Annotated in this window: 19 protein-coding genes; 3 read left to right on the top strand and 16 right to left on the bottom strand. The window is 73.6% G+C overall.

The window, feature by feature from the left end:
* Positions 1-90: 90 nt before the first annotated feature.
* From HD597_RS28235 to HD597_RS28200, 8 genes are read right to left on the bottom strand one after another with little or no spacing between them, the layout of a single operon-like run.
* Positions 91-1,914 (bottom strand): phosphoenolpyruvate--protein phosphotransferase, encoded by a 1,824-nt coding sequence (locus tag HD597_RS28235; protein ID WP_253745877.1) that lies wholly within the window; start codon positions 1,912-1,914, stop codon positions 91-93.
* Positions 1,907-2,188 carry an HPr family phosphocarrier protein gene (locus HD597_RS28230; RefSeq protein WP_253745876.1) on the bottom strand — a complete coding sequence of 94 codons (282 nt, stop codon included), beginning with the start codon at positions 2,186-2,188 and terminating at the stop codon, positions 1,907-1,909. The genes HD597_RS28235 and HD597_RS28230 overlap by 8 nt, the downstream gene beginning before the upstream one ends.
* A 12-nt stretch (positions 2,189-2,200) precedes the next feature.
* Positions 2,201-3,205: a zinc-dependent dehydrogenase gene (locus HD597_RS28225; protein WP_253745875.1), complete on the bottom strand. Its 1,005-nt coding sequence runs from the start codon at positions 3,203-3,205 to the stop codon at positions 2,201-2,203.
* On the bottom strand, positions 3,202-3,630 hold the full coding sequence (locus tag HD597_RS28220) for a PTS mannitol transporter subunit IIA (protein ID WP_253745874.1): 429 nt from the start codon (positions 3,628-3,630) through the stop codon (positions 3,202-3,204). The genes HD597_RS28225 and HD597_RS28220 overlap by 4 nt, the downstream gene beginning before the upstream one ends.
* The gene (locus tag HD597_RS28215; RefSeq protein WP_253745873.1) at positions 3,623-3,931 is read right to left on the bottom strand and encodes a PTS sugar transporter subunit IIBC family protein; all 309 of its coding nucleotides are present in this window, start codon (positions 3,929-3,931) and stop codon (positions 3,623-3,625) included. Before HD597_RS28215 ends, HD597_RS28220 begins: the two co-directional genes overlap by 8 nt.
* Positions 3,932-3,934: 3 nt before the next feature.
* A complete protein-coding gene (gene mtlA / locus HD597_RS28210) occupies positions 3,935-5,035 on the bottom strand; it encodes a mannitol-specific PTS transporter subunit IIC (RefSeq protein WP_253745872.1) in 1,101 nt (366 codons plus the stop codon).
* A gap of 37 nt (positions 5,036-5,072) precedes the next feature.
* Complete coding sequence (gene pfkB, locus HD597_RS28205; protein ID WP_253745871.1) at positions 5,073-6,032, bottom strand: 1-phosphofructokinase; 960 nt, start codon at positions 6,030-6,032, stop codon at positions 5,073-5,075.
* Positions 6,029-6,790: a DeoR/GlpR family DNA-binding transcription regulator gene (locus HD597_RS28200; protein ID WP_253745870.1), complete on the bottom strand. Its 762-nt coding sequence runs from the start codon at positions 6,788-6,790 to the stop codon at positions 6,029-6,031. The genes pfkB and HD597_RS28200 overlap by 4 nt, the downstream gene beginning before the upstream one ends.
* A 102-nt stretch (positions 6,791-6,892) precedes the next feature.
* Between HD597_RS28200 and HD597_RS28195 the strand changes: the two genes are divergently transcribed.
* Positions 6,893-7,786, top strand: coding sequence for a D-alanyl-D-alanine carboxypeptidase family protein (locus tag HD597_RS28195; RefSeq protein WP_253745869.1), 894 nt, complete (start codon positions 6,893-6,895; stop codon positions 7,784-7,786).
* A 6-nt stretch (positions 7,787-7,792) separates the two neighbouring features.
* Here the strand turns inward: HD597_RS28195 and HD597_RS28190 are convergent, their stop codons facing one another.
* From HD597_RS28190 to HD597_RS28180, 3 genes are read right to left on the bottom strand one after another with little or no spacing between them, the layout of a single operon-like run.
* On the bottom strand, positions 7,793-8,404 hold the full coding sequence (locus HD597_RS28190; RefSeq protein ID WP_253745868.1) for a class I SAM-dependent methyltransferase: 612 nt from the start codon (positions 8,402-8,404) through the stop codon (positions 7,793-7,795).
* A gap of 41 nt (positions 8,405-8,445) precedes the next feature.
* Positions 8,446-8,799, bottom strand: coding sequence for an MmcQ/YjbR family DNA-binding protein (locus HD597_RS28185; protein ID WP_253745867.1), 354 nt, complete (start codon positions 8,797-8,799; stop codon positions 8,446-8,448).
* Between the two features lie 13 nt (positions 8,800-8,812).
* Complete coding sequence (locus HD597_RS28180; RefSeq protein ID WP_253745866.1) at positions 8,813-9,229, bottom strand: CBS domain-containing protein; 417 nt, start codon at positions 9,227-9,229, stop codon at positions 8,813-8,815.
* A gap of 166 nt (positions 9,230-9,395) precedes the next feature.
* On the opposite strand from HD597_RS28180, the gene HD597_RS28175 reads away from it, so the two are divergent.
* Positions 9,396-9,608 (top strand): PNPOx family protein, encoded by a 213-nt coding sequence (locus tag HD597_RS28175; protein ID WP_253745865.1) that lies wholly within the window; start codon positions 9,396-9,398, stop codon positions 9,606-9,608.
* Between the two features lie 78 nt (positions 9,609-9,686).
* Here HD597_RS28175 and HD597_RS28170 read toward each other — a convergent pair whose 3' ends face one another.
* From HD597_RS28170 to def, 3 genes are read right to left on the bottom strand one after another with little or no spacing between them, the layout of a single operon-like run.
* Positions 9,687-11,090, bottom strand: a complete 1,404-nt coding sequence (locus HD597_RS28170) for a pyridoxal phosphate-dependent decarboxylase family protein (protein ID WP_253745864.1) — start codon at positions 11,088-11,090, stop codon at positions 9,687-9,689.
* Entirely contained in the window at positions 11,083-11,703 is a 621-nt protein-coding gene (locus HD597_RS28165; protein ID WP_253745863.1) for a helix-turn-helix domain-containing protein, read from the bottom strand. Before HD597_RS28165 ends, HD597_RS28170 begins: the two co-directional genes overlap by 8 nt.
* A 7-nt stretch (positions 11,704-11,710) precedes the next feature.
* Positions 11,711-12,280, bottom strand: coding sequence for a peptide deformylase (def, locus tag HD597_RS28160; protein ID WP_253745862.1), 570 nt, complete (start codon positions 12,278-12,280; stop codon positions 11,711-11,713).
* Between the two features lie 140 nt (positions 12,281-12,420).
* Between def and HD597_RS28155 the strand changes: the two genes are divergently transcribed.
* Positions 12,421-13,227, top strand: coding sequence for a methyltransferase domain-containing protein (locus HD597_RS28155; RefSeq protein WP_253745861.1), 807 nt, complete (start codon positions 12,421-12,423; stop codon positions 13,225-13,227).
* Positions 13,228-13,365: 138 nt separating this feature from the next.
* Here HD597_RS28155 and HD597_RS28150 read toward each other — a convergent pair whose 3' ends face one another.
* Together HD597_RS28150 and HD597_RS28145 are read right to left on the bottom strand one after the other, a co-directional pair.
* Positions 13,366-13,881 carry a hypothetical protein gene (locus tag HD597_RS28150; RefSeq protein ID WP_253745860.1) on the bottom strand — a complete coding sequence of 172 codons (516 nt, stop codon included), beginning with the start codon at positions 13,879-13,881 and terminating at the stop codon, positions 13,366-13,368.
* Between the two features lie 84 nt (positions 13,882-13,965).
* The gene (locus HD597_RS28145) at positions 13,966-14,895 is read right to left on the bottom strand and encodes a hypothetical protein (RefSeq protein WP_253745859.1); all 930 of its coding nucleotides are present in this window, start codon (positions 14,893-14,895) and stop codon (positions 13,966-13,968) included.
* Positions 14,896-15,016 lie beyond the last annotated feature (121 nt).

The raw sequence follows: 15,016 nt of genomic DNA, 5'->3' as shown, positions 1-15,016 counted from the left end.
CCCGCCTGACGGCCCGCCCGCCTGACGGCCCGCCCGCCTGACGGCCCGCCCGCGTGGCGGGCCGGTCGCAGGGCGGGCGTGGCGCGGGGGTCAGGCGAGTGCGGCGCGGGCCTGTTCGCGGCATTCGTCCAGGGTGAGGGCGGCGAGCGCCTCCCGCACCTCCGGGACGCAGACGGGGGCCATGGACAGGCTCGTCACGCCCAGACCCACCAGCAGGGGCGCGAGCAGCGGGTCGCCTGCCGCCTCGCCGCACACCCCGACCGGCTTGCCCGCCTGCCTGCCCGCCTCCGCGCACAGGGCGATCAGCTCCAGCAGTGCCGGCTGGCGCGGGTCCAGGAGGTCGGCCAGGGCGGAGTGCTGGCGGTCGGCGGCGAAGGTGTACTGGGCCAGGTCGTTGGTGCCGATGCTGAGGAAGTCGACCTCCTGCAGCAGCCGGCCCGCGCGCAGCGCCGCCGCCGGCACCTCGACCATCACGCCCACCCGCGCGATGCCCCTGGCACGGGCCCGGCGGGCGAAGTCGCTCGCCTCCCCGACCGTGGTCACCATGGGCGCCATCACCCACGGCTCGGCGCCCGCCTGGCGCGCCGCCGCGGCGATCGCGTCGAGCTGGGTGTCCAGGACCTCCGGCAGCAGCCGGTCCACGCGCAGGCCGCGCACGCCCAGCGCCGGGTTCTGCTCCCGCGGCAGGCCGAGGAAGGGCAGCGGCTTGTCGGTGCCGGCGTCGAGCGTGCGCACGATCACGTGCTCCACCCGGCCGAACACCTCCGCGTACGCGGCCACCTGCTCCTCGAACGACGGCGGCTGCCTGCGATCCAGGAACAGGAACTCCGTCCTGAACAGCCCCACCCCTTCAGCACCCACCCCTTCAGCACCCACCCCTTCAGCACCCACCCCTTCAGCACCCACCCCTTCAGCACCCACCCCTTCAGCACCCGTCTCCGCGGTGCCCGTCTCCGCGGTGCCCGCGCCTGCGCCGTGCGGGGCCAGGTCGGCGGCCGAGCCGATGTTGAGCAGCAGCTTGACCGCATGCCCGTCGGCGGTCCTGCCCGGGCCCCGGCTCGTCCGGAGGCGGGCCCTGCGGGCGATCTCGGCCCGGCCGACGTCGGCCGTCTCCCGCTCGGACAGGCCGATCGCGATCTCGCCCGTGCCGCCGTCCACGCCGATCACCGTGCCGTCGGCGAGGCCGGTGACGCCCTGGCAGGCCACGACGGCGGGCAGGCCCCTGGCCCTGGCCAGGATCGCGGTGTGGCTCGTCGGCCCGCCGTGCTCGGTGACCAGCGCCACCACGTCGGGGCCCAGGCCCGCGGTGTCGGCGGGGGAGAGGTCCGTGGCGACCAGCACGTACGGGTGCCCGGGGGAGGGCAGGCCGGGCATCGGCAGGCCGAGCGCGGCGGCCACCGCGCGGTGCCTGAGGTCGTCGAGGTCGGCGGCCCGCTCGGCCAGGTAGCCGCCGAGCTGCGCCAGGGCCTCGCGGTGCCCGGCGAAGGCGGCGTCCAGGGCGTGGGCCGCGTCGGCGCCTTCGGCGGTGAGCCGCTCGGCCTCCTCCAGCAGCATCGGGTCCTCGGCGATCATGGCCAGCGCCTCCAGGATCTCGGCCGCCTCACCGCCGGCGGCCAGGGCGCGCCGGTTCAGCTCGGCGGCGACCGCCTCCAGCGCCTTGGCCGCGGTGGCCGCCTCCGCGCCGGGGTCGGTGACGGCCCTGGGCGCGGGCAGCTCCGGCGGATCGCCCAGCCGGATCACCGGCCCCGCCGCCCGCCCCTGGCTGACCCCCAGCCCGCCGAGCCTCCCCCCGGCACCCTCCCACGGGCCGCCGCCCCCGGCATGAGCGCCGCTGCCCGAGGCCGGGGAGGCGCCTGTCGCGGCGTGATCGCCCGGAGTCGCGGGGCCCGGGTGCGGGGTGAGGCTGTCAGGCATCGGGGGCCTCGTCCGCGTCCAGGTCGCGGGCCAGCAGCGCGGCCAGCGCGTCCAGCGCCTCCTCCGCCCCCGGCCCCTCGGCCTCCAGCGTGACCTCCGTGCCCTGCACGACGCCGAGCGACAGCACCCCCAGCATGCTCTTGGCCGGCACCGCCTTCTCCCCGGCCCGGATCGTCACCGGCACCCCCGACTTGACCGCCGCCTGCACGAACAGCTTCGCGGGCCGGGCGTGCAGGCCGCTGGCAGAGGCCACGGCCACCGTTCGCTGCGCCATCACAACCTCCTCCTAGGGTTCTATGGTGACCTTGATGGCCGCGCCCCGGCTGACCAGGTCGATCCCGTCCAGCACGCGCGGCAGCGGCAGCCGGTGGGTGATCAGGTCCGACACCGGCACGGCGCCCTCGGCCACCAGCCGCAGCGCCTGGGCGTTGTGGGCCGGGCTGGAGCCGTTCGCGCCGATGATGGTCAGCTCCCGGTAGTGCACGAGGTTCGAGTCGAGCGCGATGATCGGGTCGTCCTTGGGCAGCCCGCCGAAGAAGCTGATCCGCCCCTGCCGGGCCGCCATCCGCACGGCCTGCTCCTGCGCCGCGCCGGAGGCCGCCGCCGTGATCACCACGTCGGCGCCCCGGCCGCCGGTCAGCTTCAGCACCTGCTCGGCGGGGTCGGCGTCGATGGCCGCGTCGGGACGGACGAGCTCGGCGGCCATCGCCAGGCGCTCGGCGTTGACGTCCACGAGGAACACCCGGTTCGCCCCGCGCGCCCGCGCCAGCCGCACGTGCAGGCAGCCGATCGGGCCCGCGCCCATCACGACCACGTCGTCGCCGGGCCCCACGCGGGCCAGCTCCTGGCCGTTCAGCACGCACGCGAGCGGCTCGGCCACCGACGCCTCCGCGAACCCGACGCCGTCGGGGATGGCGTTGACGCCGTCCACGGCCGGCACCTTCGCGGGAATGATCATGTATTCGGCGAACCCGCCGTCGTAGTGGTAGCCCATCGACTCCTGGTTCGGGCACACCGTACGGCGGCCCGCCGCGCAGTCGGGGCACGTGCCGCACGGGATCGCGGCGATCACCTGCACCCGCGCGCCCGTGTCCACCACCTCGCCGGCGATCTCGTGGCCCATCACGCGCGGCGGCACGATGTGGTGGTGGCCGAACTTGAAGATCTTGGCGTCGGTGCCGCAGGTCGAGCAGTTGCGTACCCGGATCTTCAGCTCGCCCGGACCGGCGACCGGCTCGGGCGCGTCCTCGATCCTGATGTCGCCGGGCGCGTGGAAGCGCGCGACCTTCATGCTGTCAGCTCCTTGATGACGTCGGAGACCTCGGTGGCCTCGCGCAGTGCCCGCGCCCGGTCCGGGTCGAGCAGGATCTCGGCCAGCGCCGCCAGCAGCGGCACGTGACCGTCGTTCTTGGCGGCGATGCCGACGCAGAGCGTGACGTGCTCGCCGTCCCAGTCGACGCCGCCGGGGAAGCGCACGACGCAGATCGCGTCGCGCAGGACGTCCCCCTTGGCGGCGTTCGTCCCGTGCGGGATGGCCACGCCCTCACCGACGTAGGTGGAGATCGACCGCTCGCGCTCCAGCATCGCCTCGATGTACGGCTCCGCGACCGCCCCCACGTCGGCCAGCGCCCGCCCGCACCGCCGGATGGCCGCGGCGCGGTCGGGGGCGCTCTCGTGCAGCAGCACGGCCCGCGGGTCGAGCAGGTCGTCACGCATCGACCGTGCCGCCGTTCTTGATGGTGTTCACCAGCCGGGTCACCGCCGGGTCGCCGAGGAAGATCTGGAACGACACCAGTACCTTCCCCGGCGCGGCCGCTTTCGCACGCGCGGCCAGGCCCGCGTGGCACAGGACCACGTCGGCGTCGTCGGGGATGGAGTTGACCGGGGTGTGCTCCACGGTCACGCCGGTCTCCTTGAGCTGCTTCTTGAGCTGGGAGGCGAGCATGACGCTGCTCCCCATGCCCGCGTCGCAGGCCACGATGATCTTGCGGATGTCCTTGCTGTCGATGCCGGCCATGGCTCAGCTCTCCTTCTGGGTGGTTTCTGCGGTTTCGGCCTCTTCGGCTTCGGCCTTCTCGCCCCTGCCGAAGCCCATCAGGACGGCGGCGACCGCGAACGTCACGCCCGTCGCCACGAGGATCCCCAGGCTGGAGCCGAGCCAGCCGCCCTTCGGGGTGACCGCGAGGTAGGCGAAGATGCTGCCGGGCGACGGCGTGGCGACCAGGCCGGCGCCGGTGACCATGAACGTGAACACGCCGGCCGCGCCGCCCGCGATGACGGCCAGGATGAGGCGGGGCTTCATGAGGACGTACGGGAAGTAGATCTCGTGGATGCCGCCGAAGAAGTGGATGATCATCGCGGCGGGCGTGCTCGGCCGCATCGCGCGCGGGCCGAACAGCAGGAACGCCAGCAGCAGGCCGAGCCCGGGCCCCGGGTTCGACTCCAGCATGAACAGGATCGACTTGCCCGTCTCCGCGGCCTCGGCCACGCCCAGCGGGCTCAGCACGCCGTGGTTGATGGCGTTGTTCAGGAACAGCACCTTGGCCGGCTCGATCAGCACGGAGGCGATCGGCAGGAGGTTGTTGGTGATCAGCCACTCCACCGCGTTGCCCGCGGTGGTGGTGACCGCCTGCACGACCGGGCCGATGCCGTAGAAGCCGACGATGGCCATGGCGCCGCCCACGATGCCGGCGGTGAAGTTGTCCACCAGCATCTCGAACCCGGCCTTGGTCCGCTCCTCCGTGAACTTGTCCACATATTTCAGGATCAAGGCGGTGAGCGGGCCGATGATCATGGCGCCGAGGAACATCGGGGACTCCGTGCCCACGACGACGCCCATCACCGCCACCGCGCCGACGACCGCCCCGCGCTGCCCGTGCACCATCCGTCCGCCGGTATAGGCGATGAGAACCGGGAGCAGGGTGCCGATGATCGGGCCGACCAGCTTCGCGAGGTCCTCGTTGGGCAGCCAGCCGGTGGGGATGAACAGGGCGGTGATCAGGCCCCAGGCGATGAACGCGCCGATGTTCGGCATGATCATGCCGGCCAGATGGCCGCCGATGCGCTGGATGGTGGCCTTGACTCCGGTCCCGGTGACCGGAGGGGTGTAGGTGTCGGCCATGGACGTGCTCCTTCTGGGGGGTTGAGCAGCCGCTTTCTTATCGGGGGGATGCCGTGGTGAGGGGGCGGGCGGGGTCGGTCGGGCGGATGGCGACGGCGGCCAGGTCGATGTCGGCGGGGCCGGGCATGCGGCTGCCGGGCAGGCGTACGGCGGCGGCGCCCCAGGCCAGGGCCTGTTTCAGCGCCTCGGGCCCGGAGCCTCCCGCCGCGAGGAAGCCGGCCAGCATGGCGTCGCCGGCGCCGACGGAGCTGCGCGGCTCGCTCACGGCGGCCTCGCCGTACCAGCTGCCGCCCTCCTCGACGAGCACGGCGCCGTCGGCGCCCAGGCTGGCCAGCACCGTACGCGCTCCGGCGGCCCGCAGCTTGCCCGCGGCCTCGGCCACGTCGCCCAGGCTGCGGATCGGCATGCCGGTGGCCGCCGACAGCTCCTCCAGGTTCGGCTTGACCAGGGCGGGGGCGGCGGCCAGGGCGCAGGACAGGGCGGGGCCGCTGGTGTCGACGGCCACGTGGATGCCCGCCCCGGCGAACCTGCGGCACAGCCGGGCGTACACGTCGGCCGGCACCTCGGGCGGCAGGCTCCCGGACGCCACCACCCAGTCGGCCCCCTGACCGCCCGCGTGGGCGGCGGCCAGCACGGCGTCGGCGATCGTGTCCAGCTCGGCGGGCGACAGCGCGGTGCCCGGCTCGTTGATCTTGGTGACGGTGCCGTCGGGCTCGGCGAGCGTGACGTTCGACCGGGTCGGCCCCGTCACGGGGACGGTCACCATGTCGAGCCCCTCGGCGGCCAGCAGGCGGACGAGCTGCCTGCCCTCGTCGCCGCCGTACGGGACCACCGCGCGGCTGGCGACGGCGTTGGCCAGCAGGGCGCGCGAGACGTTCACGCCCTTGCCGCCGGGGTCGAGGTGGGCGGCGGCGGCGCGGATGACCGCGCCCCGGTCGAGGGAGGAGATCTCGATCGTGCGGTCGAGGCTGGGGTTCAGGGTCAGGGTGAGGATCACGCCCTGATCACCTCCGGGCCCGCCCCCGCCAGGTCGGCGGCCAGCGACATGTCCAGCCCGGTGTCGGTGATCACCACGTCGATCTCGCTCAGCTCGGCGAACGTGGACAGGTACGTGTTGCCGAACTTCGTGTGGTCGGCCAGCAGCACGCTGCGCTGCGCGGCCTTGACCATGGCCCGCTTGATCGCCGCCTCGGCCGGGTCGGGCGTGGTCAGGCCCCGGCTCAGCGAGCAGCCGTTGGTGGCCATGAACGCCACGTCCACGTTGAGGTAGGCCAGCGGGCGCAGCGCCCAGTCGTCCACCGTCGCGAGCGTCTTGCCGCGCACCCGGCCGCCCAGCATGATCACGTGCAGGTTGGCGCGGGCGGCCAGCACGGTGGCCAGCGGCGGGGAGTTGACCACGACGGTCAGCTCCCGGTCGGCGGGCAGCACCTGCACCAGGCGGCCCGTCGTGGTGCCCGCGTCGATGATCACCGATCCGTCCTCCGGCAGCTCGGCCAGCGCCGCCTTGGCGATGCGCTCCTTCTCCGCCGTCATGACCTCGTCGCGGGTGGCCAGCGCGGGCTCGAACCCCAGCCGCTCCACGGGGATCGCGCCCCCGTGCACGCGGCGCAGCACGCCCGCCCGCTCCAGCGACGTCAGGTCGCGGCGGATCGTCTCCGTGGTCACGTCGAGCTCGGCGGCCAGCGTCACCACGTCGACGCGGCCCGCGGCGCGCGCTCTCCGCAGGATCTCCTGCTGCCGTTCCTCGGCGTACATGATGTTGATTCACCGCCGTTTCGAGTTGGTTTCCCCTGTGTTTATACCCGCTTTCGTTGGTTGGTCAAGGGTGGGCAGGCGGAATCTGGTAGTTATAGGCGGGTGCGAATCAAGCCCCTGGCCGTAGTCCCCGTCGTCATGGCCGCGCTCGCGGCCCCCGCCCACGCCGCCGAGGCGGCCGCGCCGCCCCGGGTCCCGGCCGGGACGACGGCGGCCTGGGTGGTCTTCGACCGTCAGGCCGGCAAGATCGTCGCGACGCGGAACGCGCACCGCAAGTACCGCTCGGCCTCCGTCGTCAAGATCCTCATCGCGATCGACTACCTGGAGCGGCGCAAGAGCGTGCCCGCGGCCGACGCCAAGCTGCTGAAGGTCATGCTGCGCTCCAGCGACGACGACGCGGCCTCCGCCTTCTGGGACCGCCTCGGCAAGGGGCAGATCATCGTCAGGCAGGCGCGCAGGCTGGGACTGTCCGACACGACGCCGCCGCCCGCGTCCTATCCCGGGTTCTGGGGCTACACCTCGCTGAGCGCGTACGACATCGTGCGCACCTACCGCTACCTGCTCGACCGGGCCGAGCCCCGGGTCAGGGACACCATCCTCGGCCACCTGCGCCGGTCCACGCCGTGCGGCACCGACGGCTTCGACCAGACCTTCGGCATCCCCGACGGCGTGCCGCGGCCGTGGGCGGTCAAGCAGGGCTGGTCGGGCTTCGGCACGACGCCACCGGTCAGGTGCGATGCCAGGACGGCGGCCGTGTCGTACCGGAGCGACGCCGCGGCCACCGGCGCGCCCATCTCGTGGATCGCCCAGCGGGCCACCGGCACGGGCGTGCCCGACTACGGCCGGCCCGTCCTGCACACGACCGGTCTGGCCGGGCAGGGCGACCGCTACGTCCTGGCCGTGCTGACCGCGCATCCGGCGGGCGGCACCTGGAGCTCCTCGGTCAAGCGCACCACCACGCTCACCCGCGACCTCTACCGGAGCGTCACCCGCTGATGGTCGTCACCGCACGAAGGTGAACATCCGCGCGCCGGGCTCCAGCGCCACCGGCGGCCCGGCGTAGCGATGCACCCCGACCCCGTACTTCGTGCCCTCGCCCTCGACCGCGACCCGCTCGAACCCCTGGCCCTCGAACCATTCACAGATCGCCGGCACCAGGTCGGGCTCGTGCCGCCCCCTGGTCCAGATCACCATCGCGCCGGGCGCGCAGAGCTGCGGCAGGGTGGCGACCGTGCGGCGGACGTCGTCGTCGGTGATGTTCCCGAAGATCCCGCACGCCAGCACGAGGTCCGCCGGCACGGCGCCCGCGTACGAGCCCGTCACCGCCGCGTCCCCGCACACCACCTCGACCCCCTCGGGGGCCGCGCTCCTGGCGGCGGCGACGTTCCGCTCGTCCAGCTCGACGAGCCGCGCCCGCACCTGGCCGCGCCGGGGGTGCCCGGCCAGCACGGGCAGCAGGTCGCGCCCCTGCCCCGCGCACAGGCTCACCGCCCGCGACGCCCCCTCGTCGAGCGCCGCCGCGACCCACCTGCGCACGATGTCGAGGCGCTCCTTCAGCGACGAGCCCGGCTCGTCGTAGGCGTCATGCCACCGCATCCAGTCCTGCTGCGTCATGATCGATGATCCTCGTGCAGGACGGCGGGGCGATCAAGCGGTCAGTGCCGCCCGGCGGCGAGCTCCTGCTCCAGCCGCACCTTCCTGGGCACGCACATCCGCCAGGCCTCCAGCACCAGCTCCCGCATCTCCGCGGCGTCGATGGCGGCAGCCCGCACCACCACCCAGTTGAAACGCAGGTCGGACTCCCGCGGAAGGAGGAACTTGGCGGGCTCGGCGGCCACCAGGGCCGCGCGTTCCTCCTTCGGGAACCCGAACCCCATCAGGGTCTCGTCACGCGAGAACGCCACGTAGACGATCTTGCCTACGCGGAACTTCACGCGGTCCCTGATGAGGTGCTCCGAGGAGCGCGGGAGCGTGCGCGCGAACTGCCGTACGTCATCGACCGTGAACACACGGCAGACGGTACTACCGGTTGCCCTCCGCCGCCGAGATGTCCGCGAGCGCGGAGTTCGGGTCACGCTCGACGGCCAGGTCGCCGAGGCTGACGACGCCGACCGCGCGGCCGTCCTCGACCACCGGCAGGCGGCGCACGGCGTGCGTGCGCATGAGCTGGACGGCCTGGTCGATGCTGGTGTCGGGGCCGACGGCCTCGACGGACGGGCTGCACGCTTCGCGTACCGGCGTGTCGGGGCCGCGGTCGTCGGCGACCACGCGCACCGTGATGTCGCGGTCGGTGACGATGCCCTTCATGCGGCCGTTGTCGTTGACGATGACCGCTCCGGTGTCGTTGTCGCGCATGAGCGACGCCGCGACGGACACCGGCTGGTCGGCCTCGACCGTCGCCGGGTGGGAAGTCATCACATCTGCCACGGTCTTCGCCATGGGATCCTCCTGTAGATCGGTCCAGCCGACCCCCTACCCGGGCGAATGCGCATCTCACAGGGCATGGCCGGTTTCCCGAGGGGACGCCCCGACGTGCCGGAGGCTTCACCGGCGCCTGGCGACCTACCCTGGGAGAACCGGATCACCCATGGACGAGGATGCCGCCATGTCGAAGCCGCCCCTGCCGCCGGCAGCCGTCGAACTGCTGCGCCGTCCGAACCCCTCGGTCATGGCGACGTTGCGCGCGGACGGCACGCCGGCGCACTACCCGGGCAGGCCCTACCCCGACCGGGCGCGCGCTCGCGTCAGCGCCCGGATCGAGGTCGGGCGCTGGCACGGCTGGGGCGAGCTCAAGGACAGCGACCAGGCCTCCACCTGAGACCCAGGTCGGCGATGCGCCGCGATTGCGCGTGATCCGGCGGTCACAGCGCCCTGGCCGCTCCGCGTGATCCGGCGGTCACAGCGCCTTGGCCGCCAGGCGGATCTCGTCCAGGAGCACCACCAGGTCCTGCTCGGTGGTGTCCGGGTGCAGGATGCAGGTGCGCAGCGCGTCGCGCCCGGCCAGGCGGGTGCCGGTGAGGAACGCGTTGCCGCGCGCCTGGACGGCGACCGGGATGGCCCGGTTGAGCTCGTCCAGCCCGTCGGCCCGCGGCGTGTGGCGGAAGGCGGTGATCGAGGTGGTGACCGGGGCGAGCAGCTCGAAGTCCGGGGCCGCCTCGATCATCGCGCCGAGCGTGCGGGCCAGCCCGGTCGTGTGCTCGACCAGTCGCTCGACGCCCGACCTGCCCAGGTGCGACAGGGTCGCCCACGTCTTCAGCGCCCGGAACGGCCGGGTCTGCTCGGGCCCGTACTCGGCGAACCAGCCGAGGTCGCCGGCGTTGTCGTCCACCAGGTACGACGGCACCAGGCTGAACGCGGCCCGCGCGGCGCCGGGGTCGCGCAGCAGCGCGCAGCCGCAGCCCACCGGCACGCCCAGCCACTTGTGCGGGTCCAGGGCCAGCGAGTCGGCCCGCTCCATGCCCGCGTAGTGCGCCGCCGCCCCGCCGGCCAGGACGCCGAGCGCGCCGTACGCGCCGTCCACGTGGAACCAGAGCCCGTACGCGGCCGCCACGTCCGCGATCTCGTCCAGCGGGTCGACCGCGCCGGAGTTCACCGTGCCCGCGCTGCCCGCCACGCAGAACGGCCGCAGCCCCGCGTCGAGGTCCTCGGCGATCATGGCGCGCAGCGCGCGCACGTCCATCCGGTAGGACGCGTCCACAGGCACCAGCCGGACGTTGCGCGCCCCGAGGCCGAGGAGCTGGGCCGCCTTGTGCAGGCAGCTGTGGCCCTCCTCGGTGACGTACATGACCATGGGGGGCCGCCCTGACAGGCCCTCCTCGCGCGCGTCCCAGCCGTCCGCGAGCGCCGCCTGCTGGCGGGCGGTGGCCAGGCAGATCACGGTGGCCATGGAGGCGCCGCTGGTCAGCAGCCCGCCGCCGGGCGGGTGCGGGAAGCCGACGAGGCCGGCCAGCCAGCGCACCACCGTGCGCTCCAGGTGCGGTCCCGCGTGGTCGCCGCCCGCGCAGCTCGGGTTCAGCGCCGCGGCCAGCGGCTCGATGAGGACGCCCGCCGGATTGGGCGGCGAGTTCACCCAGCCGAAGAAGCGCGGGTGCCCGTTGCCCATCGGGTACGGCAGCACGTGCTCGCGCGCGTCCTCCAGGAGCTCGTCCAGCGCGCGGCCCGTCTCCGGCAGGTCCTGGCCGGTGAGCCAGGCCAGCTCGCCGCCGGGCACCGGCCGCCACACCGGCCGCTCCGCGACGCCCTCCAGGTGGTCGGCCATGATCTGGGCCGCCTTGGCGCCGGCCTGACGCAGGTCATGCATCGGGGGATTCCCTCCGTGGTTCGTGGTGCCCGACTCCACTCACCTCCATGGCGAGGTAGAAGACGCAGTCGGTGGTGCCGTGGTTGGCGTAGGCGTGGCGGCAGTCGCCGGGGTAGTAGGCCGAGTCGCCGGCCGCCAGCTCGTACGGCCTGCCGTTGATCGTCAGCCGCAGGCTGCCGTGCTCGACGGCGAGATATTCACGCGAGCCCGGAGCGTGCGGCGCGAACTCGCCCGCGTCCACGCCGGGGCCGATGGTCGTGCGCATGAACTCGAACTCCACCTCGCCCAGCACCGGCGACAACACCCGCCGCTCCCACCCCGACGGGTCGCGCAGGACCCGCTGCTCGGTGTGGCGCAGCACCCGCATCGCGCTGTGCGCGGGCTCGTCGAGCAGCCGCGCGATCGACGTGCCCAGCGCCGTGGCCAGCCGGTCGAGCACCAGCACGCTCGGCGTCTTCGTGCCCCGCTCGACCTCGGAGACCATGCTCCTGCTGATGCCGCTCAGCTCGGCCAGCCGCTCGATGGACAGCCCGCGCGCCTGCCGCTCGCCGCGGATGCGCTGCCCCAGCTCGGCCATGGACAGGCCGCTGGACAGGACCCCTTCGCCTTCCATTCCTCCACTATAGCGGTGCTTTATCCGCTTTAGCGGATTCCTGGCCCCCGGTGGGCTCCTGCTCCTTGGTGGACTCCTGGTACGCCGCCAGCACCTGCTTGCGGCGCTTGGCCGGCAGGCGGTCGATGTAGAGGTAGCCGTCGAGGTGGTCGGTCTCGTGCTGCAGGCAGCGGGCCAGCAGGCCGGTGCCCTCCACCGTGACGGGCTCGCCGGCGGCGTCGAGGCCGCGCACGGTGGCGCGGTCGGGGCGGGGGAGTGGCGCGTACTGGCCGGGCACCGACAGGCAGCCCTCGTCGCCGGGGTCCAGGTGCCGCTCGCCGAGGCCGGGCACCTCCAGCTCCGGGTTCACGACGACGCCCCTGTGGCGCACGCCCTCGTCGTCCGGGCAGTCGTAGACGAACACGCGCAGCGGCACGCCGATCTGGTTGGCGGCCAGGCCCACGCCCTCGGCCGCGTACATGCTGGCGAACATGTCGTCCACCAGCGCCGCCAGGTCGCCGTCGAACCGGGTGACCGGCTCGCACGGGTGATGCAGCACCGGGTCTCCCACGGTCACGATCGGCCGGACCTCTCCCACTGCCAGCGCCCCTTCCTCGTCTGATATCGCGACAAGTGTACGTACTTCCTGTGCTATCTCGAAATATAAGACATTTTCTCTTGAATGGTGAGACAGGCGCTATGGTGATCGCATCGTCGTCGAAACGAAGGGGTTCTCCGATGGACGCCGTCTACACGCATGGTCACCACGAGTCGGTGCTGCGCTCGCACCGCTGGCGCACCGCCGGGAACTCGGCCGCGTACCTGCTGCCCCACCTCAAGCCGCACATGAAGGTGCTGGACGTCGGCAGCGGCCCCGGCACGATCACCGCCGACCTGGCGGCCCGGGTGCCGGACGGGCACGTGACGGCCTCCGAGGTGACCGAGGACGCGCTGGAACTGGCCAGGGCCGAGGTGGCGGCCAGGGGGCTGGCGAACGTCGGCTTCGCCGTCGCGGACGTGCACGCCCTCGACTACCCGGACGACACGTTCTGCGTGGCGCACGCCCACCAGGTGCTGCAGCACGTGGGCGACCCGGTGCGGGCGCTGCGGGAGATGGGACGGGTCACCAAGCCGGGCGGGCTCGTGGCGGCGCGCGACAGCGACTACTCGGCGTTCACCTGGTGGCCGCGGGTGCCGGCGCTGGACGAGTGGATGGCGCTCTACCAGCGGCTCGCCCGCGCCAACGGGGGCGAGCCGGACGCGGGGCGGCGGCTGCTGTCCTGGGCCCGCGCCGCGGGCTTCGAGGACGTCACCGCCACCTCCTCCACCTGGTGCTTCGCCGACCCGGAGGACCGGGCCTGGTGGGGCGGGATGTGGGCCGACCGCATCCTGCGCTCGGCCCTGGCCGAACAGGCCGTGGCCACCGGCGCCGCCACGGAGGCGGACCTGCGGCGCATGTCGGACGGGTGGCGGGAATGGGCGGCGGCCGAGGACGGGTGGCTGTCCGTCCTGCACGGCGAGATCCTCTGCCGCGTAACCGCCTGACCCGCCGGGGCTGCCCCGGCGAGCGGCCGGCGGGCGTCGGGTCAGCGGCCGGTGGTGCGGGCGGCGAGGTCAGGGGTCGGTGGCATGGTGGCGGTCGAGCGCGTCCAGAGCCCGAAGGGGAGCGAAGGTCGAGCGCGGTCAGAGGCCGAGGGTCCGGGCGCGCTGCCACTGCGGGTCGCGGTAGAGGACCATGTCGGTGCCCACCATCTCGTCGGGCGCCGACAGCATGGTGATCTCGCCCGCCGCCTGCAACTGCAGCAGCAGGTCGCGCACCCGTGGCCCGACCGGCAGCCGCCCCGCGGGCAGCCCCAGCCCGTTGCGCACCGTGTCGGCGACCTCCGACAGCCGGAACGGCCCGTCGAGCCCCGCCACGACCCCGCGCACGACCGTCATCGTGATCAGATGCTCGGCCTCGGCGTGCGCGAGCTGCCAGGTGACCTGCTCCCTGCGCCGCCCGCTGCCCACGCAGGAGTTGCAGGGGCGTCGAAGGCCGGGCACCACCTCCTCCTCGGTCGCGCCGAGGCAGGCCGAGCACAGCCCGTTCTCGGCCGCGTGCAGCTCGGCCGCCATCCGGCCGCCGAGGACCACACCGCAGCCGCAGGCGTACGCGTCGCCCAGGATGCCGGTCTGAGGGGAGATCACATGCTCACTCACTGAGCCGACTCTACCGCCGCCCCGGCCGTCACGGCTCCACGCCCATCATCACCACCACCCGTCCACGGCAGAGCCGCCGTCCACTCAGCCGCGCAGGTCGGCCAGCCCGCGCAACCGCCGCAACGCCTTACGGGCCGCCGCCACCACCCGCTCGTCCGGATGGTGCTCGATGAACACCCGCAGCACCTGCCCCGTCCACGGATGATCCCCGAACGCCAGGATCGCGATCGTCCCCGCCTGCTCCTCCGGCTTCATCCCCATCGCGATCGACTCGATCACCTCACCGGTCTCACCGCCGAACTCCAGCAGCGCCGCCGCCATGTCCACCAGCACCCAGGCGATCTCCTCCGGCGACGGCTGCCGCTCATCCCGCCCGAGCCTGGCCGCGATCACCGCCCCGAGCTTGGGCTCCTCCAGCAGCCGGTGCAGGGCCTGCCGCCCCTCCTCGCCGAACGCCGTCGACAGCAGCTCCACGCCGACCGCCCGGCTCAGCGGGCTCACACCGCCCAGCACGGACGCGATCTCGTCCGCCGCCGCCTGCCCGTCACGGCCCTCCAGCCACCCGGCCAGCTCCTCGCCGCGCTCGCTCTCCGGGTACGACCGCAGCCCGTGCAGCAGCGTGGCCGCGTCGGCGTCGGCCAGCGACCCCATGACCGGGATGTCCTGCCCGGTGGTCTCGGCGATGATCTGCCGCGCCACCCACAGCCCCAGCCAGCTCAGCGTGTACGGCTCCGCCTGCCGCACCAGCCCGAGCCCCGTCAGCGTCCCGGACGCCTCGCCCCTGAGCGGCTCCCTGGACAGGAACAGCCGGACCAGCTCCAGCAGCAGCACCTCGTCGCCGGCCAGCCGCTCGCGGCAGTGCTCCGCCCAGAAGGCCAGCACCTCCGTGTCCTCGCCTTCCGGCTTCAGCTCGCCGGCCAGGGGAGCGGCGCGCACGGCGGCCGCCAGCGTGGCCTTGCCGGGCAGCCGGATCGGGGGCTGGAGGGGCAGCGTGTCGTCGTCGTAGGAGCTCACCCGCCCATCCTGTCGCGAGATGTGCGCTACAGTGCCCGCTGACGCCGACAAGTCGGAAGAAAGGAGGCGCAGCGAGATGTTCGGCCTGTTCACGGGCGCTCCATGCGCCCGCTTCTGCTTC

It is taken from the genome of Nonomuraea thailandensis, assembly GCF_024172165.1.
Lineage (GTDB): Bacteria > Actinomycetota > Actinomycetes > Streptosporangiales > Streptosporangiaceae > Nonomuraea > Nonomuraea thailandensis.
The sequence above is the reverse complement of the archived record's forward strand: the minus strand, read 5'-3'. Positions and strand labels throughout refer to the sequence as shown.